Genomic DNA, 15,763 nt, shown 5'->3' with positions numbered 1-15,763 from the left:
CCCGCGCGCTTGGTCGCTCATGCCAGAGTAGGCCCTCCGACGTGGTTTCGATAGATCAGGAGGAGCGTCGCATGTCGGTGAGTCCAGCCGAGCCACCGGCGACTGAGTCCGGATCGCGACGAGCACTGCGCGACGTCGACGCGGTTGTGCTGGTCGGAGGCAAGGGTACCCGGTTGCGGCCCCTGACCCTCTCCGCACCCAAGCCCATGCTGCCCACCGCCGGCGTGCCGTTCCTCACCCACCTGCTCTGCCGGATCCGGGCCGCCGGGGTGACGAGAGTGGTGCTGGGGACCTCGTACAAGGCGGAGGTGTTCGAGCGGCACTTCGGCGACGGGTCGGCCCTCGGGCTCGACCTGCGGTACGTGGTGGAGGACCGTCCGCTGGACACGGCGGGCGCGATCCGCAACGCGGCCGCCGGCCTGACCGCCCGCGACGTGCTGGTGTTCAACGGGGACATCCTCTCCGGGGTGGACCCGGCCGCCGTCGTCGACACGCACCGCTCCTCGGGAGCGCACGCCACCCTGCACCTGGTCCGGGTGAAGGACCCCCGCAGGTTCGGCAGCGTCCCCACCGACGAGACGGGGCGGGTCCTCGCCTTCCTGGAGAAGACCGACGACCCACCGACCGACCAGATCAACGCCGGCTGCTACGTCTTCCGCCGCGAGGTCGTCGACGACATCCCGGCCGGACGGCCGGTGTCGGTCGAACGGGAGACCTTCCCCGGCCTCCTGGAGTCCGGAGCTCGGCTCCAGGGCCACGTCGACACGTCCTACTGGCTCGACCTCGGCACCCCCGCCGCGTTCGTCCGAGGCTCCGCCGACCTCGTCCGGGGTGTCGTGCACTCCCCGGCCCTCCCCCGCCCCGCCGGCCCCGCCATCGTGCTCGACGGCGCGAGGGTCGCCGACGACGCGAAGGTGCACGGGGGCACCGCCGTGGGCGAGGGGGCCGAGGTGGGTTCCGGCGCCACCGTCGAGGGGTCCGTGCTGTTCTCCGGTGCCGTGGTCGGCAAGGGCGCCGAGGTCCGGCGGTGCGTCGTCGGCGCGCGCGCCGTCATCGGGGCCGGGGCGGTCATCGAGGATTCCGTGATCGGCGACGACGCGGTCGTCGGCGAGAACTGCGAGCTGGTCGGCGGCGCCCGCGTGTGGCCCGGAGTGGAGCTGCCCTCCAACGGCATCCGGTTCTCGGCGGACGTGTGAACCGCGAGTCCGGGACGCGGTCGCGCGCGGCGGCCCGCCCGCCCGCCGGACACCCCCGGACACCCCTCACCCGGTCCTGGACCCCGGCCCGCCCGGTGGACCTGGGGGAGCTGCTCGGGCCACTCCGGCGGGGGAGCGGCGACCCGTGCCTCCGCACCCACGGCGACGCCTACTGGTGGGCGACCAACACCGACGAGGGCCCCGGGACCCTGGCGCTGCGACGGCACCGGGGGGCGGTCCTGGCGACGGCGTGGGGGCCCGGGGCGGCGCGGCTGGTCGAGGGGCTCCCGGCGCTGTGCGGCGCCGAGGACGACGACGGCGGGTTCGTCGCGCACCACCCGGCGGTCGCCCTCGCGCGCCGGACCCTGCCGGGGCTGCGGCTGTGCTCCACGGGCCGGGTGTGGGACGTGCTGCTGGCCGCCGTCCTGGAGCAGAAGGTCACCAGCACCGAGGCGTGGCGCTCCTGGCGTGAGCTGGCCCGCCGTTTCGGCGGGCGGGCCCCCGGCCCCGACGGGGTGGACCTGCGGGTCCCACCGGACCCGGCTCGGCTGCGGTCGATCACCGACTGGCAGTGGCACCAGTGCGGTGTGGACGGCGCGAGGAGGCGCACCCTGCTGGCGGTCGCGGGCGTCGCGTCCCGCCTGGAGCGCGCGGTCGAACTCGGCGGTGCGGAGGGACGGGCCCTGCTCCGCGTCGTGCCCGGCGTGGGGGAGTGGACGGCAGCCGAGGTCGCCCAGCGGGCCTGGGGCGACCCCGACGCGGTGAGCGTCGGGGACTACCACCTGTCCAACACGATCGGGTGGGCGTTGCTCGGCCGGCGGGTGGACGACGCGGGCATGCTCGCGTTGCTCGCCCCCTACGCCGGCCAGCGGCACCGCGCGGTCCGGTACCTGACGGCGGTCGGTTCCCGCGCCCCCCGGAGGGGGCCGAGGCTGTCACCCCGGGACTACCGGGCCTGCTGATCCGGCCTCAGCCGCACCGGCCGCCCTGGTCATCGCCAGGCTGACCATGGTGGGCACCGAGTCCACGTCCGCCGGCAGCGCCGCCAGCGGGAACCAGCGCAGGTCGAGCGACTCCGCGCTGAGCACCTCCCGCGCCGCCACCGGGGCGCGCACCAGGAAGCGGACGTCGAAGTGCCGGGTCGGCACACCGAGGGAGCAGGTCACCTCGTGGACGTCGAGGTGCAGGGGACGCGGGTCGATGCGCAGCCCGGTGATGCCGGACTCCTCGGTGGCCTCCCGCAACGCCGCCGACACCAGGTCGGTGTCCTCCGGTTCGCAGTGCCCGCCGAGTTGGAGCCACCGCCCGACCCGGGGGTGGAGCGTCAGCAGGGTGCGTTCCCCCGTCGCGTCCAGCACCAACGCGGAGGCGGTGAGGTGGCCGGCCTCGCAGGACCGGTGGCACGCGTCCGCCCTGGCGGCGAGGAAACCCAGGAAGGCCTGGCGCAGCGCCTCCTGCCCGGGGTCCGCCGTCCGCCACGAGGACAGGCAGCGCACGGCGTTGGTGTGGAGGTCCGGCCCTGGCGCGGTCACAGCTCCACCATGCCCTCGTCCAGGGCGGCCGGCGGGCGGGGGCCCTCGGCCGGCTGGGCCGGGTGCCCCACCGCCACGGTGCCCAGCGGTTCCCAGTGCTCGGGTAGCTCGAGCACCTCCCGCACCACCTCCGGGCAGAACAGGGTCGACGACACCCAGCAGGAGCCGAGGTCCTCGGCGGCGAGGGCGACGAGCAGGCCCTGCACCGCGGCGCCCCCGGCGACGGTGAACATCGACCGCTCCGCCTCCTGTCGCCGCGCGTCGGGGTAGTCGTGCGCCGCGTCCCGGACCAGGAAGGGCAGGACGAGTTCGGGAGCGCGGTGGAGCAGGTCACCCCGCCGCACCCGCCGTTCCGCGCGCTCGGCCGTCAGGCCGTCGCCGGCGAGGTCGGCCAACCACGCCCGCCGCATGGCCGCCAGCAGCGTCCGCCTCCGCACCGGGTCCCGGAGCCACACGAAGCGAACCGGGCGGCTGTGGTGGGGTGCGGGGGCCGTCAGCGCGGCACCCACGGCACGGCGGACCGCGTCGGGGCTCACCGGCTCGTCCGCGAACTCGCGGACCGACCGCCGCGACAGGACGGCCTCGGACCGCCCGCGTCGCACCGCCTCTGCGGTCCCCATGCGGAACAGGTCCTGCTCCACCGGCCGCACCAGGGCGCGTGCCGTTGACCCGTCGTCCACCAGACGCAGCCCGCGCACCACGGCGACCGGCACGCCACCCAGTTTGCCCTTGACCAGGTCGGCCGCGGCGGCGATCTCGTCGGCCAGCGCCACGGACGTCACCGCGAGTTCGTTGCCGTGCTGGTCGACCCGCCCGGCGTAACCGTGGAGCACCGGCAACCCGGAGGCGCCGATCGCCGCGTCGGTCTGCCCGTTCCGCCAGGCCCGGCCCATCGTGTCGGTCACCACGACCGCCACCTCGACGCCCAGCCGCTCCCGGACGCCGGCCCTGAGCCGCGCGGCGCTGGCGTCCGGGTCCTCCGGGAGCAGCGCGATCTGGTCGGTGGCGACGTTGGAGGCGTCGACCCCGGAGGCGGCCTGCACGATGCCCAACCGGTTCTCCGTGATGAGGCTGTTCCGGAACCGGGCGATCACCGAGACCGCCTCCTGGCCGACCAGTTCCCGCCGGGCGGCCTCGCGGGCCTCCGGGTCGCGGGGAACGGTCACCAACCGGCCCTCGGCCTTCGAGACGATCTTGCTGGTGACCACGACGACGTCGTGGTCCCGCAGCCAGGGGGCCGATCCGGCGACCAGCGCGGCCAGGTCGGTACCGGGCCGGACCTCGGGCAGCCCCGGGACCGGGAACAGTTCGAGGCGGCTCGCCGCGTGGTCGCCCTCCCGCACCGGCGGCGTGGTGGTGTCGGAACCGCCCCGCGCCGGGCCGGCGCCCTGGGGTGCGGGGCTCTCCTCGTGGGGGGTGGACGTCGTGCTCATCGGGTCACCTCAGCCAGATCGAAGGCCGCCTCCACCATCGCAGCCGTGGCGGCGACGTCGGACATGAGCAGCGGCACGGAACGCACCGCCGCGCCGGGGACGACGGCGGTGTCCCCGGTGTGCACGAGCCAGCCGTCGAGCAGGCCGGAGCCCCCCTGCCCCCGCCCGCCGTAGTGCCGGCCCACCCCCTCGGCGGTCGAGGGGACCCCGATGGCCCGGAGACAGGCGTCGGCCATGCCCCGGAGCGGTTTCCCCGCGATGATCGGGGACACGCCGACCACGGGGGCGGAGGTGGCGCGCACAGCGTCCCGGACGCCCTCGACGGCCAGGATCGACCCGATGCTGACGACGGGGTTGGACGGCGCCAGCAGCACGATGTCCGCTTCGTCGAGGGCGGCCGCGACGCCGGGGGCCGGGGTGGCGGTCTCGGCGCCGACCTGGCCTATCCAGTGCGCCGGTAGGCCAGCCCTGTGCCGCACCCACCACTCCTGGAAGTGGATCGCGCGCCGCTCCCCGGAGTCGGGGTCGTCCACCGAGACGTGGGTCTCCACTCGGTCGTCGGACGCGGGGAGGAGCCGGACCCCCGGCCGCCACCGGTCGCACAGGGCCTCGGTGACGGCGGACAGGGGGTAGCCGGCGCGGAGCATGCGGCTGCGCACCAGGTGCGTGGCGATGTCCCGGTCGCCGAGGCCGAACCAGTCCGGGGGCGCGCCGTAGGCGGCGAGTTCCCCCTTCACCGCCCAGCTCTCCCCCGCGCGGCCCCAGCCCCGTTCCTCGTCGATGCCACCGCCCAGGGTGTACATGCAGGTGTCGAGGTCCGGGCAGATCCGGAGACCGTGCATCCAGGTGTCGTCGCCGGTGTTGACCACCGCCGTCACCTGGTGTTCCCCCACGTCGCCGCCGGAGCCCGAGGTCGGTTCCCCGACCGGGGGCAGTCCGAGCGCGGCCTTGACCCCGAGGAGGAAGCGAGCGCCCCCGACTCCCCCGACCAGCACCACGATTCTCACGAGGCGTCATCCTCGCATTCCCCGATCACGGCCACCGCCGGGAGCCGTCGGAAGCGGGTCGGACGGGCGGCGCGGGGCGGGGCGGGCAGCGGGGCTCGGGTCTACCGCCAGAACCGGAACTCCGACCCGCCCCAGGCGGCCAGCATGGCGTCGCCGCCGATCAGGCGGAACAGCTCGGAGGTGAGGGTGAACAGCCCGTCGGTCAGGTACGGGAAGCCGATCTGGGGCAACCCCAGCAGGACGGCGAAGAGCGCGAGCGGGGCCCAGGGTCGGGCCACCGACCCGTAGTGCCGCCACTTGGCGGAGAGGTGCGGTTCGAGCGCCCCGTACCCGTCCAACCCCGGAACCGGGAGCATGTTCAGCACGAAGGCGATGATCTGGACGTAGGCCAGGTAGGACAGCGCGGCCGCCAGCGTGAGCGGGGGCTGGGTCAGCGACACCGCGGCGACGAGCAACCCGCCCAGGGCGAGGTTGGTCAGCGGGCCGGCGAGGGAGACCCCGCTTTCCACCGCACGGGAGCGCAGCGCGTGCCGGTTGATCCAGACCGCCCCGCCTGGCAGCGGGATCCCACCCGCCATCAGCAGCAGGATCGGCAGCAGCAGGCTCAGGACCGGGTCGGTGTACCGCCGGGGGTCGAGCGTCAGGTAGCCCTTGTCCCTGACCGACAGGTCCCCGCCCCGGTAGGCGACGGCGGCGTGACCGAACTCGTGGAGGCACAGGGAGACCGCCCAGCCGCCGAGGACGACGAGCACGACTCCCGCGGTGGCGGCGGCGGAGGCGTCGACGAGGGTCAGCGCGCCGCCGGCCACGGTCGCCGCGAGGATGGCGAGGAAGAGCGGGCTGAGGCGAACGGGAGAACTCGTCACGAGGCCAGTGTCCCCCACCTCCCGGGGGCGACCGGTGGGAGAGAGGTCCCTCCCAGCCGGCCCGCCGCCACCGCCCGATCGGTGGGCCTTTCGCGGCGCGTCGCTGTCAAGCGGCTGTCCGTGGGTTTCCGGGAAACCTCCTGATGGCCTAGCGAGTTCGGCGTTCCGCACCCGCCTTCGGGAACCCCGTGCGCTGGTAACTCGTTCGGCTGACTATCGCTTGACCCCTAGCGGTTACACAGGTGTAATCACATCGGTGTCATTCGTCGACCGAGGGGGCCGACGGGTGGCGTCCGCCAACCGGGGAGTGCGGAAGGCGAGGAGGCGGACGTGCGGGAATTCGAACTGGACCGTGAGACAGAGCGGGGGACCGTCCAGCTTGGGGAGTTGGACGTGCTGACCGGTTTGTTCGATACGGGAGAGGAAGAACAGGACTGGCAGGAGCGCGCACTGTGCGCGCAGACCGATCCGGAAGCGTTCTTCCCAGAGAAGGGTGGGTCGACCCGGGAGGCGAAACGGATCTGCTCCGGCTGCGAGGTGCGCTCCGAGTGCCTCGAGTACGCGCTGGCGCACGACGAACGTTTCGGCATCTGGGGCGGACTGTCCGAACGTGAGCGACGCAAGCTCAAGAAACGCGCGGTCTGACGCCGCGTGTGCGGAGCCCCTCGGCACGCCGAGGGGCTCCGTCGTTCCCGCGCCCAGGGGGCGGCCCGGAGCCCCGTCTGGCGTTCTCGCCACGGGCGCCCGGTGGCTGCGCTGCGTAGTCGGAACTCGGTCAGGGCACCCCCGCCGCGGTCCGGAAGTGATCTTGGCCACGTCGGTTGTCCCGGGCGGGTCGGCCACCCGTTCCGGTCCGGCGACCGGACCCCGCCTCAGTCGTCATGGGGATTCCGGAGTACTCGCAGGTGTGGCCGACCAGGGCTGGTCACCGACTCCTCGGGCACCTCTGCCTGCCGGTCGACGCGACCGGCCTCGCGGACTGCCTCCGCGAGCGCGGTCAGATCGTCGACCGACGGTTGGGACAGGGCGAACTCGCCCTCGTACCGGACTACGTCCCATCCCTTGGGTGCCGTCAACCTCATCGCGTGCGCTTCGCACAAGTCGTAGCTGTGTGGCTCGGCGTAGGTGGCCAGGGGCCCGACAACTGCGGTGGAGTCCGCGTACGCGTAGGTGAGCGTGGCGACAGCCGGGTTGGTACACCCGGTTCGCGAGCACCGTCTCACGCTCCGCACAGCGGGGACGATAGCGCCTGTCCGCCCTGGCGAGTAGCAGCCACGCGGATGACACGCTTTCGTGATCCATTCCCCGCCGGTCACGCTCCGGTTCCGCCGGTCCGCCGGTGGGTGCTCCTGGGCAGCCGGTCCGGTGACGGCGGACCGGAAGGGCTGCCTGGTCCCGTACCCTTGGCCCTGTGGCGGTAGCGCGCGGATACCAGAGGCGAACTCGCTGCCGACGTGATCGGCGGGGGCGTGGCCTGCGAGGCACGCTGTACCCGCCGTCGATGCCGGCGGCACGCAGTCGGGCGGAGCGGTTCGACGCCCTCGTGCTGGAGGCGCTGGAGCCCATCGAGCAGCGGTGGCGGGCGGAGCTGACCCAGCTCGACGTCGCCGTGGACGATGTGCCCGAGCTGCGCGCCGGCTACCGGCCGGACGGCGACCAGGGTGATGTCGTGGGCGACGGCGAGATCCCCCTCGCGCGGCTCGTACCGGCGGGCGTCGACCGGCGCGGCGTTCCCACCAGGGCCAGGGTCGTGCTCTACCGCCGGCCCCTGGAGGCGAGGGCGCGGGACGGCGCGGACCTCTCCGACCTCGTGCACGACGTCCTGGTCGAGCAGGTGGCCAGCTACCTCGGTCTTGATCCGGATGTCGTGGAGGGTGAGGGCTGACCGGAGGCTTTGCCCACCGACCCGTTCTGGTGACCGCTCCGCGCCGGTACCCTTCGGAGGCCAGGGTCGGCGAGATCGGGGACGGCCCGCAGTGAGGGAGGCGGCGTGCGCGACCTGTCCGACATCGTGAAGGCCTACGACATCCGCGGTCTGGTCGGTGAACAACTCGACGAGGACGTGGTGCGGGACATCGGCGCCGCGTTCGCGCGACTGGTGGGCGGCCCGGAGATCGTCGTCGGCCACGACATGCGGGAGTCGTCACCCGGGCTCGCCGCGGCGTTCGCCGAGGGGGTCACCGGCCAGGGGATCGATGTCGTGAGCATCGGTCTGGCCAGCACCGACATGCTGTACTTCGCCTCCGGCACGCTCGACCTGCCCGGCGCGATGTTCACCGCGAGCCACAACCCCGCCGCCTACAACGGCATCAAGTTGTGCCGGGCCGGCGCGGCGCCCGTGGGCCAGGACAGCGGCCTCGCCGAGATCCGCGAGATGGTCGCCACCGGCGTCCCGGGTTTCGTGGGGAGGCAGGGAACGGTCCGGCAGCGCGACCTCCTCGCGGACTACGCCCGCTACCTGCGCGAACTGGTGGACCTGTCCGGTTCCCGGCCGCTGCGCGTCGTGGTCGACGCCGGGAACGGCATGGGCGGCCACACCGTCCCCAGCGTCTTCGAGGGGCTGCCGATCGAGATCGTCCCGCTGTACTTCGAGCTCGACGGCGAGTTCCCGAACCACGAGGCCAACCCGCTCGACCCGAAGAACCTGGTCGACCTACAGGCGCGGGTCCGCGCCGAGGGGGCCGACGCGGGACTCGCGTTCGACGGGGACGCCGACCGCTGCTTCGTGGTGGACGAGCGGGGAGAGGCGGTGTCCCCGAGCGCGATCACCGCGCTGGTGGCCGTGCGGGAACTGGCCAAGGAACCGGGCGCGACGGTGATCCACAACCTGATCACTTCCCGGGGAGTTCCCGAGATCGTCACCGAACACGGCGGGAAGCCCGTCCGCACCCGGGTCGGCCACTCCTTCATCAAGCAGACGATGGCCCAGACGGGGGCGATCTTCGGCGGGGAGCACTCGGCCCACTACTACTTCCGCGACTTCTGGCGGGCGGACACCGGCATGCTCGCCGCGCTGCACGTGCTGGCGGCCCTGGGCGAACAGGACCGGCCGCTGTCCGAGCTCACCGCCGCCTACCAGCGCTACCAGGCGTCGGGGGAGATCAACTCGACGGTGGACGAGCCGACCGAGCGGCTCGCGGCGGTGCGGTCCGCCTACGCGGACCGCCCCGAGGTGGTCCTCGACGAGTTGGACGGCCTGACCGTCTCGCTGCCCGGGGGAGCGTGGTTCAATCTGCGCCCGTCGAACACCGAGCCGCTGTTGAGGTTGAACATCGAGGGACCGGACGAGGCGACGGTCGCGGGACTGCGCGACGACGTGCTCGCGATCGTCCGAGGTTGACGTCGACGACGAGTCAGAGGGCGGCGTGCCGGCCTTGCGACTCCCGGTGAAGAGGAGGAACCGTGGCCGTTGATCTGAACCCCCGTCTGCTGGACGTGCTCGCGTGCCCGTGTGACGAGCACGGCCCCCTGCGGACCGGTACGCCGTCCGACCCCGACGCCGACTACCTGACCTGCACCCTGTGCGCCCGACGGTTCCCGGTCCGCGACGGCATCCCGGTGCTGCTGCTGGACGAGGCCGAGGGCGGCCCGGACGCGGCGCGGGGGACCGGAACCGGCGCACCGACCGGTGGGGACTCGGCGAGCAGGTGATCCCGGTGCTCGACGACACCCTGCTCGACGATCCGGCGTGGCTCCAGCAGGCCGACACCGCCGGTCTGCTCCGGGCGGCCGCGACCCCGGGAGCCCAGGTGCGGGCCACCGCCGGCGCCGCGGTCGAGGCGGGCCTGTCCCGCCTCGTCAGTGAACGGCCCAGGGCGCTGGTCCTGCTCTCCAGGAGCACCGCCGGCGCCGACGCGGCACCGCTGGTGACCGCGCTGCTGGGGCCGGAGTGCCCGGTCCCCGTGGTGACCTCGCCCGACATCCCGCGCTGGGTCGGCCCACTCGACGTCGTCGTCGTCCACGTCGACGACATGGTCGACGAACCCGCCCTGGCGGAGGGCGTGTACCGAGCGGGCCGGCGCGGGGCGCGGGTGGTCGTCGCCGGGCCCGGCGACGGGCCGGTGGCCGCCGCGGCGGCCGGCGGGCAGGCGATCCTGCTCCCCACCCGGGTCCCGGTCCCACCGGGGTTGGGGCTCGCGGCCGCCGTCGCGCTCACCCTCGCGGTGACCGACGCGCTCGGGCTCCTCCGCGTCGACCTCGACGGTCTGGCCGACCGGTTGGACCACGCGTCGGAGCGCGACCACCTCTCCCACGAGTCCTTCGTCAACCCGGCCAAGTCGCTGGCGCTGCGGCTCGGGGAACGCCTGCCGCTGCTCTGGGGCGTCGACCCGGTCGCGGTCGCCGTGGCCGGCCACGGCGCGGGCGCGCTGGCCGGGTTCGCGGGTGTCGCCGCCGACGCCACCGGCTACCAGCAGGCCGAACGCCGTCCCGCGCTGTTCAGGACCGCCGTCTCCCAGGGCTCCGACGGGGACATCTTCGCCGACCCGGACGACCTGTCCGGGCAGCAGCGGGTGCGGGTACTGCTGGTCAGCGTGCCCGCCGGACCGGCCGTGTCCCCGGTCCCGCCCCGCCCCGACCAGCGCGAGGCGGACCTCGTGCTGCGGAGGGCGACGGACCGCCTTCCCGCCGCGGACCTCCTCGTTCCCGGTGAGGAGTCGCAGGGCGACCCGGTGACCGGTGCGTTGTCCCTCGCGTGCCGACTGGACACCGCCGCCGTCTACCTCGGTCTGACCACCGGGGCGATGGGCGGCTCGGCCGAGCTGCGGCCGTCCGGCGTGTGACCGTCCGGGCGGCGGCCAGCGCCGGCCCGGCTTGAGACCAGCGGACAAGCGAACGAGAGACGACAGTGGACCTGCTGCGCAATCCGGTGCGCCCCTATGCCTGGGGTTCCCGCACCGCGATCTCGGAACTGCTCGGTCGACCGATCCCGGCGCCCCACCCCGAGGCAGAACTGTGGCTCGGCGCCCATCCCTCCGACTCCTCGGTCCTGGTGCGGCCGGACGGTACCGAAGCCGCCCTCACCGAGCTCCTCCACGCCGATCCGATCGGGCAGCTCGGCAGCAAGTGCGCCGACCGGTGGGGGCCTCGGCTCCCCTTCCTGATGAAGGTGCTCGCCGCCGAGGAACCGCTCAGCCTCCAGGCCCACCCGTCCTCCGAGCAGGCGGAGGAGGGGTTCGAGCGGGAGGAGGCCGCGGGCGTTCCCCTGCTGGCACCGACCCGGAACTACCGCGACAGCAGTCACAAACCCGAGTTGATCTGCGCGCTCACCGAGTTCCACGCCCTCGCCGGTTTCCGGGACGCCCAGGTGACCCTGCGGTTCCTCGACGCGCTCGACGTGCCGACGCTGCGGCCCTACACGGGCCTGCTGGCCGCCGAGCCCGGGCCGGGTGGCCTGCGGGCGCTGTTCACCACCCTCATCACGCTGCCGCAGCGCGCCCTGGACGTGCTGCTCCCGCCGGTGCTGGAGGGCTGCGTCCGGCACCTGCGGGAACGCGGCGCGTTCGGTCAGGAGTGCCGGACGGTGCTGGAGCTGGGGGAGGCCTACCCGGGGGACGCGGGCGTCCTGGCCGCCCTGTTGCTCAACCGCGTCGTCCTCCAGCCAGGGGAGGCCATCTACCTCCCGGCGGGGAACCTGCACAGCTACCTGCTGGGCACCGGGGTGGAGATCATGGCGAACTCCGACAACGTCCTGCGCGGGGGACTCACCCCGAAGCACGTGGACGTGCCGGAACTCATGCGGGTGTTGGACTTCGCCCACGGCCCGATGCCGGTGCTGACCGGTGACCAGGAGGGCCAGCACCTGACCGTCTACCGGACCCCGGCCGAGGAGTTCCAGCTGTCGCGCATCGACTGGGACGCCGACGAGGTGGCGCCGGTCGCCCTGACCGGCGCCACCCCCCAACTGCTCCTCTGCACGGACGGTCAGGTCACCCTCACCAGCCCCGAGCACGGTGAACTGGAGGTGTGCCGGGGGCAGTCGGTGTGGCTCCCGGCGGAGGACCCACCGGTGCGGGTGCGCCCGGCGACCGGGGCCCGCACCCAGCTCTTCCACGCCACCGCGCCGCTCGGCTGACCACTGCCGAGGGGCCGCGGTCGTCGCGCCGGCCCGGCGGGCACGCCCCCCGTTGGTCGCGGTTCGTCCGGTTCGTGGCGACCACGCCATCGCGCGGGCCCGGCCCGTCCACCCCGACCCGGGTGGGTGATCAGAGCGCGGTGGGACTCGTGCCACCCAGCCGGCTCCCCACGCTCTCGCTACCGTGACCAGCGCGGCGGCGGGTGAGGCGCCCGGGCACGGGTCTGCCGCTGCGGCGCTTCCACCCGCGGTCAGCGCGCTGACCCGGGGTCGGACCACGGGAGGGCGGGGCGTGGCAGGGGAGGAGAGCACCAGGGCGGTACTGGCCGCGCTGGCCGCGAATCTGGGTCTCGCGGTCGCGAAGTTCGTCGGTTTCCTCGTCACCGGGTCGTCGGCCATGCTCGCCGAGAGCGTGCACTCGGTTGCCGACACCTCGAACCAGGGGCTGCTGTTGGTCGGGAAGCGGACCTCCCGGCGGAGGGCGACACCGGAACACCCCTTCGGGTACGGACGGGACCGCTACTTCTACGCCTTCGTGGTGGCCCTGCTGCTCTTCTCCCTCGGGTCCGTGTTCGCCCTCTACGAGGGCGTGCGCAAGGTGTTCGGCGCGGAGACCCTCACCTCTCCCCTGGTCGCCGTGGTGATCCTGCTCGTGGGCATCGGGCTGGAGTCCCTCAGCCTGCGGACGGCGGTGCGCAACTCCCGGGCCGCGCGGGGGACCCGGAGCTGGTGGCGGTTCATCCGGCAGGCCAAGGAGCCCGAACTCCCCATCGTGCTGTTGGAGGACAGCGGTGCGCTGGTCGGGCTGGTACTCGCCCTCGCCGGTATCGGCCTCACCGTGCTGACCGGCGACCCGGTGTGGGACGGAGTGGCCACCCTCGGCATCGGCGCGTTGCTCGGGTTCATCGCGGTCACCCTGATCATCGAGACCAAGAGCCTGCTGGTGGGCGAGGGGGCGAGCGCCGAGGAGGTGCGGCGCATCCGGGAGGCGCTGGTCGGGAGCCGGGTATCCCGCGTCATCCACCTGCGGACCGAGTACCTCGGGCCGGAGGAGCTGCTGGTCGCCGCCAAGATCGCCGTGACGGCGTCGCTCTCCACCCGCGAGGTGGCCGCCGCCATCGACGAGGCGGAGGGCAGACTCCGCGCCGCCGTTCCCGTCGCCCGCCTCGTCTACCTCGAAGCCGATCTCGACCGGGGGTGAACGGTCGACGGGCGGGTGGGAGGCGCTGCGGCGCGGGCGGTGTCCCACCCGGTGAGCCGACCACGACCGTGGCCCCGCGGGCCTGGCTCGCCCGCCGCCCGGACGGCGAACCGGTGCGAAACGACCGAATCGTCCGGTGGGCGGGTGCGACCAGTGCTCACCCCCGTGTGGCCAACGTCAAATGGTCTGGACTTCAGCGCCGCGAGGACTATCGTTTCGGTGACTTTCCAACGGTGGGGCCTCGGGGGGAACCCCGGGGAAGGCAGTGAGGGGCGAACGACATGGCCCGGCATGGGCTGATGCGAACCAAGAGCGTGGAGCAGTCCATCGCCGAGACGGACGAGCCCGGTACGCGACTCCGCAGGGACCTCACGGCCTGGGACCTGACGGTCTTCGGTGTCGCGGTCGTCATCGGAGCGGGGATCTTCACGTTGGCGGCCAGAACCGCCGGGAACGTGGCCGGCCCCTCCGTCTCGTTGTCGTTCGTCCTCGCCGCGATCGCGTGTGGCCTGGCCGCGTTGTGCTACGCCGAGTTCGCCTCGACCCTGCCGGTCGCCGGTTCGGCCTACACCTTCTCCTACGCGACCTTCGGCGAGTTCCTCGCCTGGATCATCGGCTGGGACCTGATCCTCGAGTTCGCCCTGGCCTCGGCGGTGGTCAGCAAGGGCTGGTCGGACTACCTGCGTGAGGGACTGGCCCTGCTGGGTCTGGACGTGCCCACCACCGTCACCCTGGGGTCGCTCGAGTTCGACTGGGGCGCCGTCCTGCTCATCGCCGTGCTGACGCTCCTGCTGGCCCTGGGCACCAAGCTCTCCTCCCGGGTCAGCCAGGTCATCACCGCCATCAAGGTCGCCGTCGTGCTGCTCGTGATCATCGTGGGCTTCGCCTACGTGCGGGCCGAGAACTACTCGCCGTTCATCCCCCCGGCCCAGGGCAGCGCCGAGGGTGGCGGTTCCGGGCTCGACCAGTCCTTGTTGTCGTTGGTGTTCGGCGTGGAGACCAGCACGTACGGGGTGTTCGGCCTGCTCGCGGCGGCGTCCCTGGTGTTCTTCGCCTTCATCGGATTCGACGTGGTGGCCACGACGGCCGAGGAGACCAGGAACCCGCAGCGCGACCTGCCCCGAGGCATCCTCGGTTCCCTGCTCATCGTGACCGTCCTCTACGTGCTGGTGGCCCTCGTGCTGACCGGGATGCAGAGCTACCAGGAACTCGCCACCCAACCCGGAGGGCAGGACGCCACCCTGGCGACCGCGTTCGCCGCGAACGGGGTCGACTGGGCCGCCGGAGTGATCTCCGTGGGGGCTCTCGCCGGTCTGACCACCGTGGTGATGGTGCTCATGATGGGCCAGATCCGGGTCCTCTTCGCGATGTCACGGGACGGGCTGGTGCCCCGGAGGCTGGCACCGACGGGCAGGCGCGGCACGCCGGTGCGGGCCACCCTCCTGGTCGGTGGGGTGGTGGCCGTGGTCGCCGGTTTCCTCCCGGCGCACGCGCTGGAGGAGATGGTGAACGTCGGCACCCTGTTCGCCTTCGTCCTGGTCTCCGCGGGGGTCATCGTCCTGCGCCGCACCCGGCCGGACCTCAAGAGGGGATTCCGGGTCCCGCTGGTCCCGTTGATCCCGATCCTCGCGATCCTCGCCTGCGTCTGGTTGATGTTCAACCTGACCGCGCTGACGTGGGTGCGGTTCTCGATCTGGATGGCGCTGGGCGCGGTGATCTACTTCGTCTACGGCTACCGGAACTCCACCCTGGCCAGGCGGGAGCGGATGGCGACGGCCCCGGCGGGCGCGGCCGCTGGCCCGGTGCCCTCCGAGGCGGGTGACGCTGCCGGGGGACGCGGCGGGGCGGGACCCCGGGGCCCGGCGACGGCCCAGGACGACGGTGCGGACGGTGCGTCCGGCGGCGGGTCCACCTCCGACGGCACCGGGGACGGCTCCTCCTCCGGCGCTGCGGGTGACTGACCTGACCCGGTCGGTGGCGGGGCCGTGGGGCGAGTCGGGCGGCGGGATTCGACGCCGCCGGTGACCGGTCGGCGTCGACCGCCCACGGCTCGTGCGGAGAGGAGCGCCGTGCCTCGGGGGTCGGTCCACGCTCGCCACCGGCCCCCCGACGCACCGCGGCCCGCTCCCAGCCGCCCCGGCTCGGTGCCCGTTCGCGGGCACGGGTCGGGTGGGGGTTCCTGACGGACAGCCCGGTCCACCACCCGCGCGTCGGCGGACCAGTCCGAGGCCGGGGGCGGCCCCACGAGAACCCGGCATGGACGCGGCCGGCGGCGCCGCCGTCGAGCCGGACCCGGGCGGTGCCTCGGGTTGACCCCTCCGGGCGCCAGGGGGACCGGGGAACCCGCCCGAGGGAGGCGGGGAGTGCGGCGTCACGTCATCCAGGGCACCACGCGGATCTCCCCGCGCGCCGGCGGCCAGCTCCTCGGCGTCCCGGCTCGTGACGGCGGTGAGCG

At 73.6% G+C, this 15,763-nt stretch carries 15 protein-coding genes; 10 read left to right on the top strand and 5 right to left on the bottom strand.

The features are described from left to right. Positions 1-71 precede the first annotated feature (71 nt). Both ACOJVX_RS22005 and ACOJVX_RS22000 read left to right on the top strand, forming a co-directional pair. Positions 72-1,196, top strand: coding sequence for a sugar phosphate nucleotidyltransferase (locus tag ACOJVX_RS22005; protein WP_051314089.1), 1,125 nt, complete (start codon positions 72-74; stop codon positions 1,194-1,196). A 95-nt stretch (positions 1,197-1,291) separates the two neighbouring features. Next, positions 1,292-2,158, top strand: a complete 867-nt coding sequence (locus ACOJVX_RS22000) for a hypothetical protein (RefSeq protein ID WP_026419317.1) — start codon at positions 1,292-1,294, stop codon at positions 2,156-2,158. On the opposite strand, the gene ACOJVX_RS21995 is transcribed toward ACOJVX_RS22000, so the two are convergent. From ACOJVX_RS21995 to ACOJVX_RS21980, 4 genes are all read right to left on the bottom strand, one after another. Next, the gene (locus ACOJVX_RS21995) at positions 2,132-2,728 is read right to left on the bottom strand and encodes an NUDIX hydrolase (protein WP_026419316.1); all 597 of its coding nucleotides are present in this window, start codon (positions 2,726-2,728) and stop codon (positions 2,132-2,134) included. The two genes, ACOJVX_RS22000 and ACOJVX_RS21995, sit on opposite strands and share 27 nt — an antisense overlap. Beyond that, positions 2,725-4,161, bottom strand: a complete 1,437-nt coding sequence (locus ACOJVX_RS21990) for a coenzyme F420-0:L-glutamate ligase (RefSeq protein ID WP_248784492.1) — start codon at positions 4,159-4,161, stop codon at positions 2,725-2,727. Before ACOJVX_RS21990 ends, ACOJVX_RS21995 begins: the two co-directional genes overlap by 4 nt. Then, positions 4,158-5,168 carry a 2-phospho-L-lactate transferase gene (gene cofD / locus ACOJVX_RS21985; RefSeq protein ID WP_026419314.1) on the bottom strand — a complete coding sequence of 337 codons (1,011 nt, stop codon included), beginning with the start codon at positions 5,166-5,168 and terminating at the stop codon, positions 4,158-4,160. Before cofD ends, ACOJVX_RS21990 begins: the two co-directional genes overlap by 4 nt. A 101-nt stretch (positions 5,169-5,269) precedes the next feature. Then, entirely contained in the window at positions 5,270-6,034 is a 765-nt protein-coding gene (locus tag ACOJVX_RS21980; RefSeq protein ID WP_026419313.1) for a site-2 protease family protein, read from the bottom strand. Positions 6,035-6,421: 387 nt separating this feature from the next. Here ACOJVX_RS21980 and ACOJVX_RS21975 point away from each other — a divergent pair, with 387 nt between their 5' ends. After that, complete coding sequence (locus ACOJVX_RS21975) at positions 6,422-6,679, top strand: WhiB family transcriptional regulator (protein WP_169533982.1); 258 nt, start codon at positions 6,422-6,424, stop codon at positions 6,677-6,679. A gap of 227 nt (positions 6,680-6,906) precedes the next feature. Here the strand turns inward: ACOJVX_RS21975 and ACOJVX_RS21970 are convergent, their stop codons facing one another. After that, complete coding sequence (locus tag ACOJVX_RS21970) at positions 6,907-7,257, bottom strand: DUF3499 domain-containing protein (RefSeq protein ID WP_016699407.1); 351 nt, start codon at positions 7,255-7,257, stop codon at positions 6,907-6,909. A 188-nt stretch (positions 7,258-7,445) separates the two neighbouring features. On the opposite strand from ACOJVX_RS21970, the gene ACOJVX_RS21965 reads away from it, so the two are divergent. The 7 genes from ACOJVX_RS21965 to ACOJVX_RS21935 all read left to right on the top strand — a co-directional run bounded on the left by ACOJVX_RS21965 (position 7,446) and on the right by ACOJVX_RS21935 (position 15,269). Next, the gene (locus ACOJVX_RS21965; protein WP_081715528.1) at positions 7,446-7,919 is read left to right on the top strand and encodes a metallopeptidase family protein; all 474 of its coding nucleotides are present in this window, start codon (positions 7,446-7,448) and stop codon (positions 7,917-7,919) included. 105 nt (positions 7,920-8,024) lie between these two features. After that, positions 8,025-9,374, top strand: a complete 1,350-nt coding sequence (locus ACOJVX_RS21960) for a phosphomannomutase/phosphoglucomutase (RefSeq protein WP_026419311.1) — start codon at positions 8,025-8,027, stop codon at positions 9,372-9,374. 62 nt (positions 9,375-9,436) lie between these two features. Continuing rightward, positions 9,437-9,685, top strand: a complete 249-nt coding sequence (locus tag ACOJVX_RS21955; RefSeq protein WP_026419310.1) for a Trm112 family protein — start codon at positions 9,437-9,439, stop codon at positions 9,683-9,685. 5 nt (positions 9,686-9,690) lie between these two features. Then, complete coding sequence (locus ACOJVX_RS21950) at positions 9,691-10,815, top strand: hypothetical protein (RefSeq protein WP_418154486.1); 1,125 nt, start codon at positions 9,691-9,693, stop codon at positions 10,813-10,815. Between the two features lie 65 nt (positions 10,816-10,880). Next, complete coding sequence (gene manA / locus ACOJVX_RS21945) at positions 10,881-12,107, top strand: mannose-6-phosphate isomerase, class I (protein ID WP_026419308.1); 1,227 nt, start codon at positions 10,881-10,883, stop codon at positions 12,105-12,107. Between the two features lie 292 nt (positions 12,108-12,399). Continuing rightward, positions 12,400-13,308 carry a cation diffusion facilitator family transporter gene (locus tag ACOJVX_RS21940; protein ID WP_418154487.1) on the top strand — a complete coding sequence of 303 codons (909 nt, stop codon included), beginning with the start codon at positions 12,400-12,402 and terminating at the stop codon, positions 13,306-13,308. A 281-nt stretch (positions 13,309-13,589) separates the two neighbouring features. Beyond that, a complete protein-coding gene (locus ACOJVX_RS21935; protein ID WP_026419306.1) occupies positions 13,590-15,269 on the top strand; it encodes an amino acid permease in 1,680 nt (559 codons plus the stop codon). The last annotated feature ends 494 nt before the right edge of the window (positions 15,270-15,763 follow it).

This window comes from Actinoalloteichus caeruleus (assembly GCF_049311605.1).
Classification (GTDB): domain Bacteria; phylum Actinomycetota; class Actinomycetes; order Mycobacteriales; family Pseudonocardiaceae; genus Actinoalloteichus_B; species Actinoalloteichus_B caeruleus.
Note: the sequence above shows the minus strand (reverse complement) of the source record. Positions and strands in the feature narration are given on the sequence as shown.